12 protein-coding genes are annotated in these 17,770 nt (G+C 73.4%); all 12 read left to right on the forward strand.

All coding sequences use genetic code 11. From position 1 onward, the window contains the following. The first annotated feature begins 38 nt into the window (after window positions 1-38). The 12 genes from ABZ135_RS29725 to ABZ135_RS29780 all read left to right on the forward strand — a co-directional run bounded on the left by ABZ135_RS29725 (window position 39) and on the right by ABZ135_RS29780 (window position 17,526). Complete coding sequence (locus ABZ135_RS29725; RefSeq protein WP_356699904.1) at window positions 39-2,183, forward strand: ATP/GTP-binding protein; 2,145 nt, start codon at window positions 39-41, stop codon at window positions 2,181-2,183. Between the two features lie 136 nt (window positions 2,184-2,319). Then, on the forward strand, window positions 2,320-3,912 hold the full coding sequence (locus tag ABZ135_RS29730) for a PucR family transcriptional regulator (protein WP_356699906.1): 1,593 nt from the start codon (window positions 2,320-2,322) through the stop codon (window positions 3,910-3,912). A 247-nt stretch (window positions 3,913-4,159) separates the two neighbouring features. Beyond that, on the forward strand, window positions 4,160-5,104 hold the full coding sequence (locus ABZ135_RS29735; RefSeq protein WP_356699907.1) for an EamA family transporter: 945 nt from the start codon (window positions 4,160-4,162) through the stop codon (window positions 5,102-5,104). Window positions 5,105-5,263: 159 nt separating this feature from the next. Further along, window positions 5,264-6,709, forward strand: coding sequence for an aldehyde dehydrogenase family protein (locus ABZ135_RS29740; protein WP_356699909.1), 1,446 nt, complete (start codon window positions 5,264-5,266; stop codon window positions 6,707-6,709). Window positions 6,710-7,041: 332 nt separating this feature from the next. Continuing rightward, complete coding sequence (locus tag ABZ135_RS29745; RefSeq protein WP_356699911.1) at window positions 7,042-8,967, forward strand: acyl-CoA dehydrogenase family protein; 1,926 nt, start codon at window positions 7,042-7,044, stop codon at window positions 8,965-8,967. Window positions 8,968-9,098: 131 nt separating this feature from the next. Beyond that, window positions 9,099-10,346: a 3-phosphoshikimate 1-carboxyvinyltransferase gene (aroA, locus tag ABZ135_RS29750; protein ID WP_356699913.1), complete on the forward strand. Its 1,248-nt coding sequence runs from the start codon at window positions 9,099-9,101 to the stop codon at window positions 10,344-10,346. Window positions 10,347-10,380: 34 nt separating this feature from the next. Further along, the gene (gene dxr / locus ABZ135_RS29755) at window positions 10,381-11,631 is read left to right on the forward strand and encodes a 1-deoxy-D-xylulose-5-phosphate reductoisomerase (protein ID WP_356699915.1); all 1,251 of its coding nucleotides are present in this window, start codon (window positions 10,381-10,383) and stop codon (window positions 11,629-11,631) included. Beyond that, a complete protein-coding gene (locus ABZ135_RS29760; RefSeq protein WP_356699917.1) occupies window positions 11,628-12,932 on the forward strand; it encodes a site-2 protease family protein in 1,305 nt (434 codons plus the stop codon). The genes dxr and ABZ135_RS29760 overlap by 4 nt, the downstream gene beginning before the upstream one ends. 104 nt (window positions 12,933-13,036) lie before the next feature. Beyond that, the gene (gene ispG, locus ABZ135_RS29765; protein ID WP_356699919.1) at window positions 13,037-14,194 is read left to right on the forward strand and encodes a flavodoxin-dependent (E)-4-hydroxy-3-methylbut-2-enyl-diphosphate synthase; all 1,158 of its coding nucleotides are present in this window, start codon (window positions 13,037-13,039) and stop codon (window positions 14,192-14,194) included. 136 nt (window positions 14,195-14,330) lie between these two features. Then, window positions 14,331-15,176: a GNAT family N-acetyltransferase gene (locus ABZ135_RS29770; protein WP_356699921.1), complete on the forward strand. Its 846-nt coding sequence runs from the start codon at window positions 14,331-14,333 to the stop codon at window positions 15,174-15,176. Window positions 15,177-15,196: 20 nt separating this feature from the next. Further along, a complete protein-coding gene (locus tag ABZ135_RS29775) occupies window positions 15,197-15,754 on the forward strand; it encodes a GNAT family N-acetyltransferase (RefSeq protein WP_356699923.1) in 558 nt (185 codons plus the stop codon). 71 nt (window positions 15,755-15,825) lie between these two features. Continuing rightward, window positions 15,826-17,526 (forward strand): proline--tRNA ligase, encoded by a 1,701-nt coding sequence (locus ABZ135_RS29780; protein ID WP_356699925.1) that lies wholly within the window; start codon window positions 15,826-15,828, stop codon window positions 17,524-17,526. Window positions 17,527-17,770: the final 244 nt, after the last annotated feature.

Below are 17,770 nucleotides of genomic sequence, written 5' to 3' on the forward strand. Positions count from 1 at the left end.
AAGGGCCCGAGCGGCTGGCCCCCGTCACCATCGCCGGCATGCTCGTCCCGGTGGCCATCGGCCTGCTCGCCTGGTCGGCCTGGCGTTCCGAGGTCTTCCCCTACAAGCCCGAATTCCTCTGGCTGCTCACCCCCAAGGACTGGTGGTACCCCGCCACCACCAGCCCCGTGGACTGGCACGGCCAGGCCGCCCGCGCCATGTACGACGGGGTGTTCCTCCTCGTACTCGTCTCCGCCATCGGCTTCCTCGGCTCCTGGCGCGCGATCGTCCGGCACTACGTGAGCCGCTTCCACCCCGGCGGCCGAGCCGCCGTCGCGGCCGCCATGGCCCTCGGCACCCTCGTCCTCGTGTGGCCGGAGGCGTTCGGGCTCGACTGGGACCCGCTGCCCGTCGTCGCCCCCGTGCTCGCGCTCGTCGCCCTCCTCACGGGCGGATTCGGCGTCTTCGCCTCCCCCTTCGTCGTCTACACCCTCTACGCGCTCATCACCCTCCTCGTCCTGTGGCCCTTCGCCCGGCTCGGCGACTGGAAGGGACTCGTCCGGGCCCGCCGCGCCCGTGCCCGCGCCGCCGCTTCCGCCGCCCCGGCCGCGGCGGCCGGCGAGGCCGTCCCCCCGTCCCGGTGGCCCGAGCTGCGCGAGGCGGGCGAGCGGCAGGCGGCGGACCTGCTGACCGCCGCCGTCGCCGACGGCCGCATGAACGACGTCGACTGCGCCCGGGTGCGCCGCGCCTGGCAGGACGCCGGCCACGACGCCGTACGCCGCGCCGCCCTCGTCCGGCAACTGCTGCGGGAGGGCCCCGGCGCGGGCGCGCACCCGTCCGGCGACCGCGACCTGCCCGGCCGCACGGCCGCCCACGACCTGCTCCTCGGACAGGTGCGCGTCGGGCGCTACCCGGCCGCCGAGCGCACGCCCCGGGACTACCGCGAGGCCGGTCTCGCACTCGACCCCGGACTCCTCGGCACCTCCCTCCTCGCCGTCGGCCCCTCCGGCTCCGGCAAGACCCGCTCCCTCGTGGCGCCGGTCGTCGAGTCGCTCACCCTGCAGGCCCTCTCGGGCGGCTGCTCCGTCGTCGCGGTCGCCGCGGCCGGCGCTCCGCTCGGCCCCGACGGGGCCTACGACGTCGTGATCCGGCTCGGTGACCCGTCCTCCCCGTACGACCTGGATCTCTACGCCGGCGCCGCCGACCCCGACGAGGCCGCCGCCTTCCTCGCCGAGGGCCTCGTCGGTGACATGGAGGGCGTCGAGACCCGCCGCGCCGCCACCGTGCTCGCCCAGCTCATCGGCCCCTACCGCGCCGTGCACGGCCGCTTCCCCACCGTCCCGGTGCTCCGGGAACTCCTGGAGGCCCGCCCCGAGACCCTGAAGGCGCTGGGCGATCGACTGGCCGAGGACACCGCCCCGGCCATGCGGCGGGAACTGGACTCCCGGATCCGCCAGGTCGGCACCGCGACCGACCTCGGCCCCGTCCTCGCCGACCGGCTCGCGGCGCTCGACCGGCCGGTCTTCGCCGAGTTCTTCGGCGGTGGCGGCGCGGACACCCGCTCGTTCTCCCTCCGGGCCGTCGCCCAGCACCCCGTGCGGGTGAGGATCGGCCTGCCCGACGGCGCCCACGAGGAAGCCGCCCGGCTGATCAACCGGCTGCTGCTCGCCCAGTTCCAGACGGTCGTACGGGACCGTTCCCCGCGCGGCCACTTCGCCTGCCTGGTGCTCGACGACGCGGCCGGCGCGCTCACCGCCGGGACCGTACGGGCCCTTCAGCGGCTGCGCCCGCAGAACGCCGGCGTCGTCCTCGCCCTCCGTACCCTCGCGGAGGTGCCGGCCGCGCTGCACGGACCGTTGCTCGCGGTGGTCGGCTGCCGGATGGCCTTCGCGGGCATCCCCAACTGGGACGGCCGGGCCTTCGCCGAGGCGTGGGGCACCGAGTGGGTGCAGAGCACCGAGGTCGCCCACCACACCGTGTTCGCCGACCAGCCGATGACCCGGGCCTTCCACGCCCTGCGCAAGCTGATGACCGGCAAGGCGGTGACCACGGAGGCGGTGACCGTGCGGGAGGTCGAGCGCGAACGCTGGTCCGCCTCCGACCTCGCCCACGCCGTCCCGCCCGGCCACGCGGTCCTCTCCCTGACGCATGTGCGGGGCGAGCAGACGCCGCCGCTCCTCGTCGACCTGCGAGACGCCCCCTGAGGGCCGCCGGCCTGCGAGGCTGAGGGCGGGGCCGGGAACGGACTGGCACAATCGGGGACGCGCCGCCCGACGGACGGCGCGCGCCTCCCCACCCCCCACGCGCCTTCCCTTCCCCTTAAGGTTCCGACGGTCCCCAATGCCGCCCACCCTCGCCTCGCTCGTCCAGCACTCGGCGCTCAAACTCACCGTCCGCGCAGGTGAGGACCGCCTCGACACCCCCGTGCGCTGGGCCCACGTCAGCGAGCTCGCCGACCCCGTCCCGTACATGGAGGGCGGCGAACTGCTGCTCACCACCGCGCTCACGCTCGACGCCGAGGACCCCGAGGCGATGCGGCGCTATGTGCGGCGGCTGCTGGGCGCGGGTGTCGTCGGGCTGGGCTTCGCCATCGGCGTCAATTACGAGGACATCCCGGCGGCTCTGCTCGACGCGGCCCGCGAGGAGCACCTGCCGCTGCTCGAAGTGCCCCGGCGCACGCCGTTCCTCGCCATCAGCAAGGCGGTGTCCGCGGCCATCGCCGCCGACCAGTACCGGGCCGTGACGGCCGGCTTCGAGGCCCAGCGCGAACTGACCAGGGCCGCGCTCGCCGAGGGCCCGGACGCCGTCGTCGCCCGGCTCGCCGCGCACGTCGACGGCTGGGCCGCGCTCTACGACACCTCCGGCACCGTCCTCGCCGTCTCGCCGGACTGGGCGGCACGGCGGGCCGCGCGGCTCACATCCGACGTCGAACGGCTCCGGGAACGGCCCGCGCCGGCCAGTGCGGTGGTCGGCGGCACCGACGACCGGGTGGAGCTGCAGTCCCTGGGCACCGGCCGCCGGGTGCGGGGCGCGCTCGCGGTCGGGACGGGGGCGCCGCTGGGGACGGCGGAGCGGTACGCCGTGCACTCCGCGGTCGCCCTGCTGACCCTGACGACGGAGCGCTCCCGCTCGCTCCAGGCCGCCGAGCAGCGGCTCGGCGCGGCGGTGCTGCGGATGCTGCTCGCCGGGCAGCCCGACCACGCCCGCGCCGTGGCGGGCGGCCTGTACGGCGGGCTGCTCGACGCCCCGTTCCGGCTGCTCATCGCCGAGTCCGTGCCGGGCGAGCCGAAGGAGGGCGGCGAGGCGCCGCTCGCGGTGCTCGCCGAGAACCTGGAGGCCGCCGCCGCCCGCGCGGGCGAGTCCGTCCTGACGGTGCCGGACGGCCCGGAGGGCGGGGAGCGGCTCGTGGTGCTGGCCGGCGACGGGGGAGCGGTGGTCGCGGCCTGCGAGGGCTACACGACGCGGGAGGCGGAGGAGGCCGGCCTGGTCGTGGGGCTGTCCGCACCGACGGGGCCGATCGCGGCGGCCGCCGCGTACAAGCAGGCCGAGCAGGCGCTGTCCGTGGCGCGGCGGCGCGGCCGGGCCCTCGTCGAGCACGAGGAGCTCGCCGCGGGCTCGGTGCTGCCCCTGCTCGCCGACGACGCCGTGCGCGCCTTCGCCGACGGCCTGCTGCGCGCCCTCCGCGAACACGACGCCACCGGCCGCGGCGATCTGGTCGCCTCCCTCCGCGCCTGGCTCTCCCGCCACGGCCAGTGGGACGCGGCCGCCGCCGACCTGGGCGTTCACCGCCACACCCTCCGCTACCGCATGCGCCGCGTCGAGGAGATCCTCGGCCGCTCCCTCGACGACCCGGACGTCCGCATGGAACTCTGGCTCGCCCTCAAGGCGACGGGCGACCCCACGACCGGGACGGCGGGGACACGCCCGGAGTAGCGCCGCGGCCGACGGCACGGCGGCGGGGAGCGGGGGCGCCCGGAGTGCGCACCGGCCCCCGCGCTCACGGAGCCCCGCCCGGCTCCCGTCCCCGACCGGACGGTGCCTCCGCCGCCCGGCCCGGCTTCCGCCGCGACCGGCTTCCGGCCCTCGCGGTGCCGACCCGACGGCCTCAATTCCCCTCCCCCTGCCCGATCCCGGGCAAAATTATTGGTTTCGGGGCTGCGCGTTGCCTACGCTCCTGGGCATGACAACCCCCGCCGTCGACACGGCAGCCGACGTCCAGCCGCCCCCTCCCGCCGTTCGGAGGATTCCCGTCGCCGTGTGGGTGGCGCTCGGGATCGTGTATGTCGTGTGGGGGTCCACGTATCTCGGGATCCGGATCGTCGTCGAGACGCTGCCGCCGTTCCTGTCCGCTGGCGTCCGCTTCGTCATCGCCGGGCTGCTGCTGGCCGGGATCATCGCCTGGCGGCAGGGGGCCGCCGCGCTCAAGGTGAGTCCGCGGCAGCTCGGTTCCGCCGTCGTCGTCGGGCTGCTGCTCCTCCTCGGCGGCAACGGGCTCGTGGTCCTCGCCGAGACCTCCGTGCCGTCCGGGCTCGCCGCGCTGCTCATCGCCGTCGTCCCGGCCTGGGTCGTGCTCCTCAAGGCCGGCTTCGGGGAACGGCCGAGCGGCGGCGGTGTCGTCGGCGTGCTGCTCGGCCTCGCGGGCCTCGCCGTGCTCACCCTGCCGGGGCTCAGCGGCGACGTGAAGGCCGGCGGGGTGGTCCTGGTGATCGTCGCGACCCTGCTGTGGTCGATCGGGTCGTTCTCCTCCTCGCGGATCCCGATGCCCGCGAACCCCTTCACCGCCAGCGCGTACGAGATGATCGCCGGCGGCCTCGGCTGCCTCGCCGTCGGCCTGATCCGCGGCGAGCAGCACGGCCTCGACCTGTCGGCCGTCTCCGGCCGCTCCTGGGCCGCCCTCGGCTATCTCATCGTCTTCGGCTCGCTGATCGCCTTCACCGCGTACGCCTGGCTCCTCCACAGCGCCCCGCTCTCGCTGGTCGCCACCTACGCGTACGTGAACCCGGTCGTCGCCGTCGCCCTCGGCGCGCTGATCCTGAACGAGGCCCTGTCGTGGCCGATCGTGCTCGGCGGCGCGATCGTCGTCGCCGGAGTCTGTCTCATCGTCTCGACCGAGCGGCGCGGGTGACCAGCCGCCCCGGCCCCCCTTCGGCCAAAGCGGACAGGTGAACCCCGCCACCACTCCATCACGGACAAGCCCCCCTTCGCCCGCTTCGCCCTAACGTGGCACGAGAGCGCGAGAGCACCCCCCTCGCACCACCCCCGAAACGGAAAGGGCCGGTACGCAATGACGACCACCCACGCCTTCTGGCTCGCCGGCCGCGAGGCCACCGGCGAGGCCACCTTCGACGTCACGAACTCGTACGACGGACGTCTGGTCGGCAAGGTCAGCGTGCCCACCGAGGCCCAGGTCGAGGAGGCCGTCGCCGCCGCGTACGCCGTCGTCGACGAGTTCGCCGCCACCCCGGCGCACGTCCGCGCCGCCGCCCTCGACCACGTGTCGAAGCGGCTCGCCGAGCGCTCCGAGGAGATCGCCCAGCTCATCTCCGCCGAGAACGGCAAGCCCATCAAGTGGGCCCGCGGCGAGGTCGGCCGTGCCGTCTCCGTGTTCCGTTTCGCCGCCGAGGAGGCCCGTCGCTTCAACGGCGGCGAGGCCCAGCGCCTCGACACCGAGGCCGGCGGCGTCGGCCGCCTCGCGCTCACCCGCCGTATCCCCAAGGGCGTCGTGCTCGGCATCGCGCCGTTCAACTTCCCGCTGAACCTCAGCGCCCACAAGGTCGCCCCGGCCATCGCCGTCGGCGCCCCCATCATCCTCAAGCCGGCCCCGTCCACCCCGATCTCCTCCCTGATCCTGGGCGAGATCCTGGCCGAGACCGACCTGCCGGCCGGCTCCTGGTCGATCCTGACCGTGCCGAACGACCGCATGCCCGCCCTCGTCCAGGACGAGCGCCTCCCGGTCATCTCCTTCACCGGCTCCGACACGGTCGGCTACGCCATCCAGGAGTCCGTGCCGCACAAGCACTGCACCCTGGAGCTCGGCGGCAACGCGGCCGCCGTCGTCCTGCCCGACTGGTCCTCCGAGGCCGACCTCGACTGGGCGGCGACCCGCATCGCCACCTTCTCGAACTATCAGGGCGGCCAGTCCTGCATCTCCGTGCAGCGCGTGATCGCGGACGCCTCCGTCTACGACCGCCTGCTGCCGAAGATCGTCGCCGCCGTCGAGGCCCAGGTCACCGGCGACCCGGCGGACGACGCCACCGACGTCGGCCCGCTCGTCGACGAGAACGCCGCCAAGCGCGTCGAGGCATGGGTGGACGAGGCCGTCGCGGCCGGCGCCAAGCTGCTCGCCGGCGGCAAGCGCGAGGGCGCCACCTACGCCCCGACCGTCCTCACCGACCTCCCGGCCGACGTCACCCTGGCCCGCGCCGAGGTCTTCGGCCCGGTCCTGACCGTCGCCAAGGTCGACGGCGAGGCCGAGGCGTTCGCCGCGGTCAACGACTCCGACTTCGGCCTCCAGGCCGGTGTCTTCACCCACGACCTCCAGGCCGCCTTCCGCGCCCACCGCGCCCTCGAGGTCGGCGGCGTGATCGTCGGCGACGTCCCGTCCTACCGCGCCGACCAGATGCCGTACGGCGGCGCCAAGCGCTCCGGCGTCGGCCGCGAGGGCGTCAAGTACGCCATGGACGATTACACCTACGAGCGCGTCCTCGTCCTCACCGGCCTGGCGCTCTAGCCGCGGCCGCTCGCTCCCGCCACGCGCTCCGGGCGCGCGATCCGGACCCACCGTCCGGCCCCGCGCTCCGGAGCGCGGATCCGGAGCGCGCAGGACAACCCGTACGGACCAACGCGTCCGTACGCACGAGACCGGCGGTCCGGGCCCACTGTGCGGGGGCCCGGGCCGCCTTTCGTCTGCCCGTCAGCCGCCGCGACCGGCACCCGCGAGCCTCCGGAAGCGTCCGGGAGGCAGCCGGAACCGGTCCCGCAGCCGTTTCCGAAACCACGGATTTCGGGTACGACGGACGAGTAGCCACAAGGCCCCCCGACGAGCGGCGAGGTGAGCTCCTCATGTCCGCACCCACCCAGCGGCCGCCCAAGGTCACCGAACGAGAGGCCCGGCAGGTCGCCGAGGCAGCCCGACAGCAGGACTGGCACAAACCCAGCTTCGCCAAGGAGCTCTTCCTCGGCCGCTTCCGTCTCGACCTCATCCATCCGCACCCGCTCCCCGCCGACGAGGACGTCCGGCGCGGCGAGGCGTTCCTCGCCAAGCTGCGCGCCTTCTGCGAGACCCGCGTCGACGGCGCCCGCATCGAACGCGAGGCCCGCATCCCCGACGAGACCGTCCAGGGCCTCAAGGAGCTCGGCGCGCTCGGCATGAAGATCGACCCGAAGTACGGCGGCCTCGGCCTCACCCAGCTCTACTACAACCGGGCCCTCGCGCTCGTCGGCTCGGTCAGCCCCGCCCTCGGCGCGCTGCTCTCCGCCCACCAGTCGATCGGCGTCCCGCAGCCGCTGAAACTCTTCGGCACCCAGGAGCAGAAGGACGCCTTCCTGCCCCGGCTCGCCCGCAGCGACATCTCCGCCTTCCTGCTCACCGAGCCCGACGTCGGCTCCGACCCGGCCCGGCTGGCCACCACCGCCGTCCCCGACGGCGAGGACTACGTCCTGGACGGCGTGAAGCTGTGGACGACCAACGGCGTCGTCGCGGACCTGCTCGTCGTCATGGCCCGCGTCCCCGCATCCGAGGGGCACCGCGGCGGCATCACCGCCTTCGTCGTCGAGGGCGACTCTCCCGGCATCACCGTCGAGCACCGCAACGCCTTCATGGGCCTGCGCGGCCTGGAGAACGGCGTCACCCGCTTCCACCAGGTGCGTGTCCCGGCCGCGAACCGCATCGGCCCCGAGGGCTCCGGCCTCAAGATCGCCCTCACCACCCTCAACACCGGCCGCCTCTCGCTGCCCGCCGCCTGCGCCGGCGCCGGCAAGTGGTGTCTGAAGATCGCCCGCGAATGGGCCGCCGAACGCGAGCAGTGGGGCAAGCCGGTCGCCCGCCACGAGGCCGTCGGCACCAAGATCTCCTTCATCGCCGCCACCGCCTTCGCCCTGGAGGCCGTCGTCGACCTCGCCTCCCAGATGGCCGACGAGGACCGCAACGACATCCGCATCGAGGCCGCCCTCGCCAAGCTCTACGGCTCCGAGATGGCCTGGCGGATGGCCGACGAACTGGTCCAGATCCGCGGCGGCCGCGGCTACGAGACCGCCGACTCCCTCGCCGCCCGCGGCGAACGCGCGGTCCCCGCCGAACAGCTCCTGCGCGACCTGCGGATCAACCGCATCTTCGAGGGCTCCACCGAGATCATGCACCTGCTGATCGCCCGCGAGGCCGTCGACGCCCACCTCGCCGTCGCCGGCGACATCATCGACCCCGACAAGGCCCTCGCCGACAAGGCGAGGGCCGGCGCCCGGGCCGGCGGCTTCTACGCCCGCTGGCTGCCGAAACTCGTCGCCGGCCAGGGCCAGGTCCCCGGCGCGTACGGGGAGTTCGGCGAGCTCGCGACCCACCTGCGGTACGTCGAGCGCACCTCCCGCAAGCTCGCCCGCTCCACCTTCTACGCCATGTCCCGCTGGCAGGGGCGGATGGAGCTCAAGCAGGCGTTCCTGGGCCGGATCGTCGACATCGGCGCCGAGCTCTTCGCGATGAGCGCGGTCTGCGTACGGGCCGAACTGCTGCGCACCACCGGCGACCACGGCCGCGAGGCCCAGCAGCTCGCGGACGCCTTCTGCCGCCAGGCCCGGCTGCGGATCGCCGAACTCTTCGGCCGGCTGTGGGCCAACACCGACGATCTGGACCGCAAGGTCGTCGACGGCGTCCTGGCCGGCTCGTACACCTGGCTGGAGGAGGGCATCCTCGACCCCAGCGACGACGGCCCCTGGATCGCCGACACCACCCCCGGCCCGTCCGACAAGGAGAACGTCCACCGCAAGATCCGCTAGCGCACGGTCGGCGCCGGCCGACCGCGGCGCCGACCCCCGCACGGTCCCGGCCGGTCCCGGTCCCGGCCGCCGCCGTCCACCTGCCGGAACGCCACGGCGACGACGCCGCCCGCACCGGCAGGATGGCCCCCGTGACCGTCATCGACATCCCCGGCTCCAAGTCCGTCACCGCCCGCGCGCTGTTCCTCGCGGCCGCCGCCGAAGGCACCACCACCCTGCTGCGGCCGCTCCGGTCCGACGACACCGAGGGCTTCGCCGAGGGGCTGCGGGACCTCGGTTACGCCGTACGGCAGGAGCCCGGCGCGTGGCACATCGAGGGGCGGCCCGCCGGGCCGGGGGTCGGCGAGGCCGATGTGTACTGCCGGGACGGCGCCACCACTGCCCGCTTCCTGCCCGCCCTCGCCGCCGCCGGACACGGCACCTTCCGCTTCGACGCCTCCGCCCAGATGCGCCGGCGCCCGCTCGGCCCGCTCACCACCGCCCTGCGCGAGCTCGGCGTCGAGCTGACCCACGGCGAGCGCGAGGGCCACCACCCGCTCACCGTCACCGGCCGCGGCATCGAGGGCGGTGCGATCCGGCTCGACGCCGGCCAGTCCTCCCAGTACCTCACCGCCCTGCTGATGCTCGGCCCGCTCACCGCCGAGGGTCTCGCGATCACCGTCACGGACCTGGTCTCGGAGCCGTACGTGGAGATCACCCTCGCGATGATGCGGGCCTTCGGCGCCGAGGTCGCCCGTGCGGACGGTCCCGAAGGACGCACGTACACCGTCGCCCCCACCGGCTACAAGGCAACCGCCTACCCCATCGAGCCGGACGCCTCCACCGCGAGCTACTTCTTCGCCGCGGCCGCCCTCACCCCCGGCGGCGCCGTCACCGTCCCCGGCCTCGGCACCGGCGCCCTCCAGGGCGACCTCGCCTTCGTCGACGTGCTGCGCCGCATGGGCGCCGACGTCTCGGTCGGCGCCGAGGCCACCACGGTCCGCGGCACCGGAACCCTGCGCGGCCTCACCGTCACCATGCGGGACATCTCCGACACCATGCCCACCCTCGCCGCCCTCGCGCCCTTCGCCGACGGCCCGGTCCGCATCGAGGACGTCGCCAACACCCGCGTCAAGGAGTGCGACCGCCTCGACGCCTGCGCCGAGAACCTGCGCCGCCTCGGCATCACCGTCACCACAGGACCCGACCGGATCGAGATCCACCCCGGCACCCCGGCCGGCCCGGTGGAGATCGCCACCCACGGCGACCACCGCATCGTCATGTCCTTCGCGGTCACCGCCCTGCGCACCCCGGGCATCACCTTCGACGACCCCGGCTGCGTGCGGAAGACGTTCCCGGACTTCCACCCCGTTTTCGAGGCGTTCCGACAGGCCCTGTGAAGAGCGCACGGCGTTTGCGGCAAGAATGGGGGGCATGAGCGACCGCCCCTCTCCTCTCGCCGACCCGCACGTCGCCTTCGACGTCTCCGAAGGCCGCCGGGACATCGTCGTCCTCGGCTCCACCGGGTCCATCGGCACCCAGGCCATCGACCTGGTGCTGCGCCACCCCGACCGGTTCCGGGTCACCGCCCTCGCCGCCTCCGGCGGCCGCGTCGGGCTGCTCGCCGAGCAGGCGCACCGGCTGCGGGCCGGCGCGGTCGCCGTCGCCCGCGAGGACGCCGTACCGGCGCTGCGCGAGGCACTGAAGGCGCTGTACGGCTCCGAGCCGCTCCCCGAGATCCTCGCGGGCCCCGACGCGGCCACCGCGCTCGCGGCCTCGCCGTGCCACACCGTCCTCAACGGCATCACCGGCTCCATCGGCCTGGCGCCCACCCTCGCCGCCCTGGAGGCCGGCCGGACGCTCGCGCTCGCCAACAAGGAGTCGCTGATCGTCGGCGGCCCGCTGGTCAAGGGCCTGGCCAAGCCCGGCCAGATCATCCCGGTCGACTCCGAGCACGCGGCCCTGTTCCAGGCGCTCGCCGCCGGCACCCGCGCCGACGTCCGCAAGCTGGTCGTCACCGCCTCCGGCGGCCCGTTCCGCGGCCGCACGAGGGCCGAGCTTGAGGGCGTCACCCGCGAGGACGCGCTCGCCCACCCCACCTGGGCGATGGGCCCCGTCATCACGGTGAACAGCGCCACCCTCGTCAACAAGGGCCTGGAGGTCATCGAGGCCCACCTGCTCTACGACATCCCGTTCGACCGCATCGAGGTCGTCGTCCACCCCCAGTCGTACGTCCACTCCATGGTGGAGTTCACCGACGGCTCCACCCTCGCCCAGGCCACCCCGCCCGACATGCGCGGCCCGATCGCCATCGGCATCGGCTGGCCCGAGCGGGTCCCGGACGCGGCCCCCGCCTTCGACTGGACCAAGGCTTCCACCTGGGAGTTCTTCCCCCTCGACGACGAGGCGTTTCCGTCGGTGAACCTGGCCCGGCACGTCGGCACCCTCGGCGGCACCGCCCCCGCCGTCTTCAACGCCGCCAACGAGGAGTGCGTGGACGCCTTCCTCGCCGGAAGGCTGCCGTTCAACGGAATCATGGATACGGTCACGGCGGTCGTCACCGAGCACGGAGATCCCGGCGCGGGAACCTCCCTCACGGTGGCGGACGTCCTGGAAGCGGAGACCTGGGCCAGGGCCCGGGCCCGGGAACTCGCGGCGAAGGCAATCGCGGAGGCGCGCGCATGACCACACTCCTGACCGTCCTCGGCATCGTGCTGTTCGCGGTGGGACTGCTCGTCTCCATCGCCTGGCACGAGCTGGGCCACCTCTCCACGGCCAAGCTCTTCGGCATTCGGGTGCCGCAGTACATGGTCGGCTTCGGCCCGACCCTGTGGTCGAAGAAGAAGGGCGAGACGGAGTACGGCATCAAGGCCATCCCGGCCGGCGGCTACATCCGCATGATCGGCATGTTCCCGCCCGGCAAGGACGGCCGGATCGAGGCCCGCTCCACCTCCCCGTGGCGCTCCATGATCGAGGACGCCCGCGAGGCGTCCTTCGAGGAGCTCCAGCCCGGCGACGAGTCCCGGCTCTTCTACACGCGCAAGCCGTGGAAGCGGATCATCGTCATGTTCGCCGGGCCGTTCATGAACCTGGTGCTCGCCGTCCTGCTCTTCTTCGGCAGCGCCATGGCCATCGGCTTCGAGACCCAGACCACCAAGGTCGCCGGCGTCACCACCTGCGTCATCGACCAGAGCGAGAAGCGCGACACCTGCAAGCCGAGCGACCGCCCCTCGCCCGCCAAGGCGGCCGGCCTGCTCAAGGGCGACCGGATCGTCGCCTTCAACGGCGAACGCGTCTCCGACTGGAACACCCTCTCCGACCGGATCCGCGCCACCACCGGGCCCGCCACCGTCACCGTCGAGCGCGACGGCAAGGAGCTCGACCTGCACGCGACGCTCCTGGAGAACAAGGTCCTCAAGAAGGACGCGGACGGCAACGTCGCCCAGCCCCTCCAGTACGTCTCCGCCGGCTACCTCGGCTTCGAGTCCGGTCGCGAGGTCGTACCGCTCACCTTCGGCCAGTCCGCGGACCGGATGACCGACCAGCTCCAGGCCGGCGTCGAGTCCGTCATCGCCCTGCCGAGCAAGATCCCCGCCCTGTGGGACGCCGCCTTCGGCGACGGCGAGCGCAAGCAGGACTCGCCGGTCGGCGTCGTCGGCGCCGCCCGCATCAGCGGCGAGCTGATGGCCATCGAGGCCCCGCCGCAGACCAGGCTGGTGTTCTTCCTGAACCTGCTGGTCATGTTCAACGTGTCGCTGTTCCTCTTCAACATGCTCCCGCTGCTCCCGCTCGACGGCGGCCACATCGCCGGCGCCCTGTGGGAGTCGATCCGCCGCAACACCGCCCGGATCTTCAGGCGGCCCGACCCGGGCCCCTTCGACGTGGCGAAACTGATGCCGGCCGCCTACGTCGTGGCGGGCGTCTTCGTCTGCTTCACCCTGCTCGTCCTCGTCGCCGACATCGTCAATCCGGTGAAGCTGACGTAGTGAGCCCGCGGCCGGACACCCCTGCGGTGTCCGGCCTTCCGCCTCCGGGGCGGTAATCTCGGAGACCTGAGCCCGATGAACCACACCTTGGGGTTGTACAGCCAATGACCGCGATCTCTCTCGGTATCCCGTCCGTTCCGACGAAGCTCGCCGAGCGGCGCAAGAGCCGCCAGATCCAGGTCGGGTCGGTGGCCGTCGGCGGCGACGCCCCGGTGTCGGTGCAGTCGATGACCACCACCCGCACCTCCGACATCGGCGCCACGCTCCAGCAGATCGCCGAGCTGACCGCCTCCGGCTGCCAGATCGTGCGCGTGGCCTGCCCCACCCAGGACGACGCCGACGCGCTCCCGATCATCGCGAAGAAGTCGCAGATCCCGGTCATCGCCGACATCCACTTCCAGCCGAAGTACGTCTTCGCCGCCATCGACGCCGGCTGCGCCGCGGTCCGGGTGAACCCGGGCAACATCAAGCAGTTCGACGACAAGGTCAAGGAGATCGCCAAGGCGGCCGGCGACGCCGGCACCCCGATCCGTATCGGCGTCAACGCGGGCTCCCTCGACCGCCGCCTGCTCCAGAAGTACGGCAAGGCCACCCCCGAGGCGCTCGTCGAGTCCGCCCTCTGGGAGGCGTCCCTCTTCGAGGAGCACGGCTTCCACGACATCAAGATCTCGGTCAAGCACAACGACCCCGTCGTGATGGTCAACGCCTACCGCCAGCTCGCCGCCCAGTGCGACTACCCGCTGCACCTCGGCGTCACCGAGGCCGGCCCCGCCTTCCAGGGCACCATCAAGTCCGCCGTCGCCTTCGGCGCCCTGCTCTCCGAGGGCATCGGCGACACCATCCGGGTCTCCCTCTCCGCCCCGCCGGCCGAGGAGATCAAGGTCGGCATCCAGATCCTGGAGTCGCTGAACCTGCGCCAGCGCCGCCTGGAGATCGTCTCCTGCCCGTCCTGCGGCCGCGCCCAGGTCGACGTCTACAAGCTGGCCGAGGAGGTCACCGCCGGCCTCGACGGCATGACCGTCCCGCTGCGCGTCGCCGTCATGGGCTGCGTCGTCAACGGCCCCGGCGAGGCCCGCGAGGCCGACCTCGGCGTCGCCTCCGGCAACGGCAAGGGCCAGATCTTCGTCAAGGGCGAGGTCATCAAGACCGTCCCCGAGTCCAAGATCGTCGAGACCCTCATCGAGGAAGCCCTCAAGATCGCCGAGCAGATGGAGAAGGACGGCGTGACCAGCGGCGAGCCCACCGTCGCCGTCGCCGGCTGAGCACAGCCGCCCGCCCCACCGCACCCCCGAAGCCCCTCCGCCCGACCGGGAACGGAGGGGCTTCGCGCACCCCCCGGCGCCCGGGAAGTGGGGGTACAGTGCGGAGAACCGCAGAAAACGCACCGTGAGGCCCCACGTGTTGACGCAATCATCGACGCGGGTCCTCGAACCCGCCGACCTCGGCGCCGCGCTCGCCGTCCTGGAGAGCGCCCCCGTCGAGAACGCCTTCGTCACGGCCCGCGTCCAGCTCGCCGGGCTCGACCCCTGGCGCCTCGGCGGCGAGATGTGGGGCTGGTACGCCGACGGGGAGCTGCGCTCGCTCTGCTACTCCGGCGCCAACCTCGTCCCCATCTGCGCCGGACCCGAGGCCGTCCGCGCCTTCGCCGACCGGGCCCGCCGGGTCGGCCGCCGCTGCTCCTCCATCGTCGGCCCCGCCGAACCCACCGCCCGGCTCTGGAGCCTCCTCGAACCCACCTGGGGCCCGGCCCGCGACATCCGCGCCCACCAGCCCCTGATGGTGGCCGAGGAGCCGTCCGCCACCGTCGCGCCCGACCCGCTCGTACGCCGGGTCCGCAAGGACGAGATGGACGTGATCATGCCCGCCTGCGTGGCCATGTTCACCGAGGAGGTCGGCGTCTCCCCGATGGCCGGCGACGGCGGACTGCTCTACCAGGCCCGCGTCGCCGAACTCGTCGGAGCCGGCCGCTCCTTCGCCCGCATCGAGGACGGCAAGGTCGTCTTCAAGGCCGAGATCGGCGCCGCCACCCGCCAGGCATGCCAGATCCAGGGCGTCTGGGTCGCCCCCGAACACCGCGGCAAGGGCCTGTCGGAGACCGGCATGGCCGCCGTCCTCCAGTACGCGCTCACCGACATCGCCCCGATCGTCAGCCTCTACGTCAACGACTACAACACCCCCGCCCGCGCCGCGTACCGCCGCGTCGGCTTCCAGGAGGTCGGCGCCTTCATGAGCGTGCTGTTCTGACCGGCTTGTAGGGTGCGCGCATGGATGACACCGAGGTCGTGATCGCGCCGGTCCCGCTCGCCGCACGGGTCGACGAGGCCCTCGCCGTACAGGCCGTCGCCTTCGGACTCGACGAGGGCGAGGTCGCCGTACGCCGCCACATCGTCCTGCGCCACCTCCTCAACCCCGGTGCCCGCGCCTACGGCGCCATCACCCCCGACGACCGGCTCGTCGGCTTCGTCTACGGCATGCCGAACGACCGCACCCACTGGTGGTCCACCGTCGTCGAGCCCTACCTCCGCTCGGAGGGCAACGCCGACTGGCTCCACGACGCCTTCGTCATCACCGAGCTCCACGTCCACCCCGACTTCCAGGGCCGCGGAGTCGGCCGCCGGCTGATCACCACCATCACCGACGGATCCGACCTGCCGAAGTCGATCCTCTCCGCCATCGACACCGAGAGCCCCGCCCGCGGCCTGTACCGCTCGCTCGGCTACACCGACCTCGCCCGCCGCGTCCACTTCCCCAGCGCCCCCCGCCCGTACGCGGTCATGGGCGCGCCCCTGCCGCTGCGGCGCGGGCCCGGCACCGGGAACTGATTTCACCGTCCCGGGGCCGCCCGGCTAACCTCCTAGCCATCACCCTTTGTCCCGGCAGGAGTACGAGAACCATGGCCAACGCACCGGTCCAGCGCATGTCCCAGTTGATGGCGAAGACGCTGCGCGACGACCCGGCGGACGCCGAGGTCCTCAGCCACAAGCTCCTCGTCCGCGCCGGCTACGTCCGCCGCACCGCCGCCGGCATCTGGAGCTGGCTGCCCCTCGGCAAGAAGGTCCTCTCCAACGTCGAGCGCATCGTCCGCGAGGAGATGGACGCCATCGGCGCCCAGGAGGTCTCCCTCCCCGCGCTGCTGCCCCGCGAGCCCTACGAGGCGACCGGCCGCTGGGACGAGTACGGCGCTGAGCTGTTCCGCCTCCAGGACCGCAAGGGCGGCGACTACCTCCTCGGCCCCACCCACGAGGAGATCTTCACCCTGCTGGTGAAGGACCAGTGCTCGTCCTACAAGGACCTGCCGGTGATCCTCTACCAGATCCAGACGAAGTTCCGCGACGAGGCCCGCCCCCGCGCCGGCATCCTGCGCGGCCGCGAGTTCCTCATGAAGGACTCGTACTCCTTCGACCTGGAGGACGAGGGCCTCGCCCACTCCTACGAGCTGCACCGCCAGGCGTACCGGCGCGTCTTCGAGCGTCTCGGCCTCGACTACCGCATCTGCGCCGCCACCGCGGGCGCGATGGGCGGCTCGAAGTCCGAGGAGTTCCTCGCCCCGGCCGAGGCCGGCGAGGACACCTTCGCCGACTGCCCGAACTGCGACTTCGCCGCCAACACCGAGGCGGTCTCCTACGAGCTGAAGCCGGTGGACGCGGCCGCCGTGCCCGCCGCCGAGGACATCCCGACCCCCGACACCCCCACCATCGAGACCCTCGCCGCCTCCCTCGGCGTGCCGGCCTCCGCCACGCTCAAGAACCTCCTCGTGAAGGTGGACGGCGAGATCGTCGCCGTGGGCGTGCCCGGCGACCGCGAGGTCGACATGGACAAGGTCGAGGCGCACTTCGCCCCCGCGACCGTCGAGATGGTCACCGAGACCGACTTCGCCGAGCGCCAGGACCTGGTCCGCGGCTACGTCGGCCCGCAGGGCCTCGACAAGGTGAAGTACGTCGCCGACCCGCGCGTCGCGCCCGGAACCGCGTGGATCACCGGTGCCAACAAGGAGGGCATGCACGCCAAGAACGTCGTCGCGGGCCGTGACTTCGAGGCCGAGGAGTACGTCGACGTCGTCGTCGTCCAGGAGGGCGACCCCTGCCCGAAGTGCGGCACCGGCCTGAAGCTGGACCGCGCGATCGAGATCGGTCACATCTTCCAGTTGGGCCGCAAGTACGCCGACGCGCTCAAGCTCGACGTCCTCGGCCAGAACGGCAAGCCGGTCCGCGTCACCATGGGCTCGTACGGCATCGGCGTCTCCCGCGCCGTCGCCGCGCTCGCCGAGCAGACCGCCGACGACAAGGGCCTGTGCTGGCCGGCCGAGGTCGCCCCGGCCGACGTCCACGTCGTCGCCGCCGGCAAGGCCCTCCAGACCGAGCTGGCCCTCGAGGTCTCCGACCAGCTCGCCGCGGCGGGCCTGCGCGTCCTCGTCGACGACCGCGCCGGCGTCTCCCCGGGCGTCAAGTTCACCGACTCCGAACTCATCGGCGTCCCCAAGATCCTCGTGGCGGGCCGCCGCGCGGCGGAGGGCGTCCTGGAACTGAAGGACCGCCGCACGGGCGACCGCGAAGAACTGACCATCGCCGAGGCCCTCACCCGCCTGACGACCTGACGGCCCACCCCTGGGACCTGGGTCGCCCACCCGGGCGCGGGCGCTAGCCCCGCCGGCGCGCTGCGCGCCGGTCCTTGCCCCTCGCGGGAGCGGTGCCCGCCCGTGCCGGCCGTCGCCCCGGCGGGCGTCCCGCTGGGACGGCGCCCGCCCTTCCCGGCGCTGCGCGCCGGGGCCTTGGCCGCGCTTGGGGCGGTGCCCGCCCTTCCCGGCGCTGCGCGCCGGGGAGCACGCGGGTGCCCGGCTC

This window comes from Streptomyces sp. NPDC006339, assembly GCF_040612775.1.
Lineage (GTDB): Bacteria > Actinomycetota > Actinomycetes > Streptomycetales > Streptomycetaceae > Streptomyces.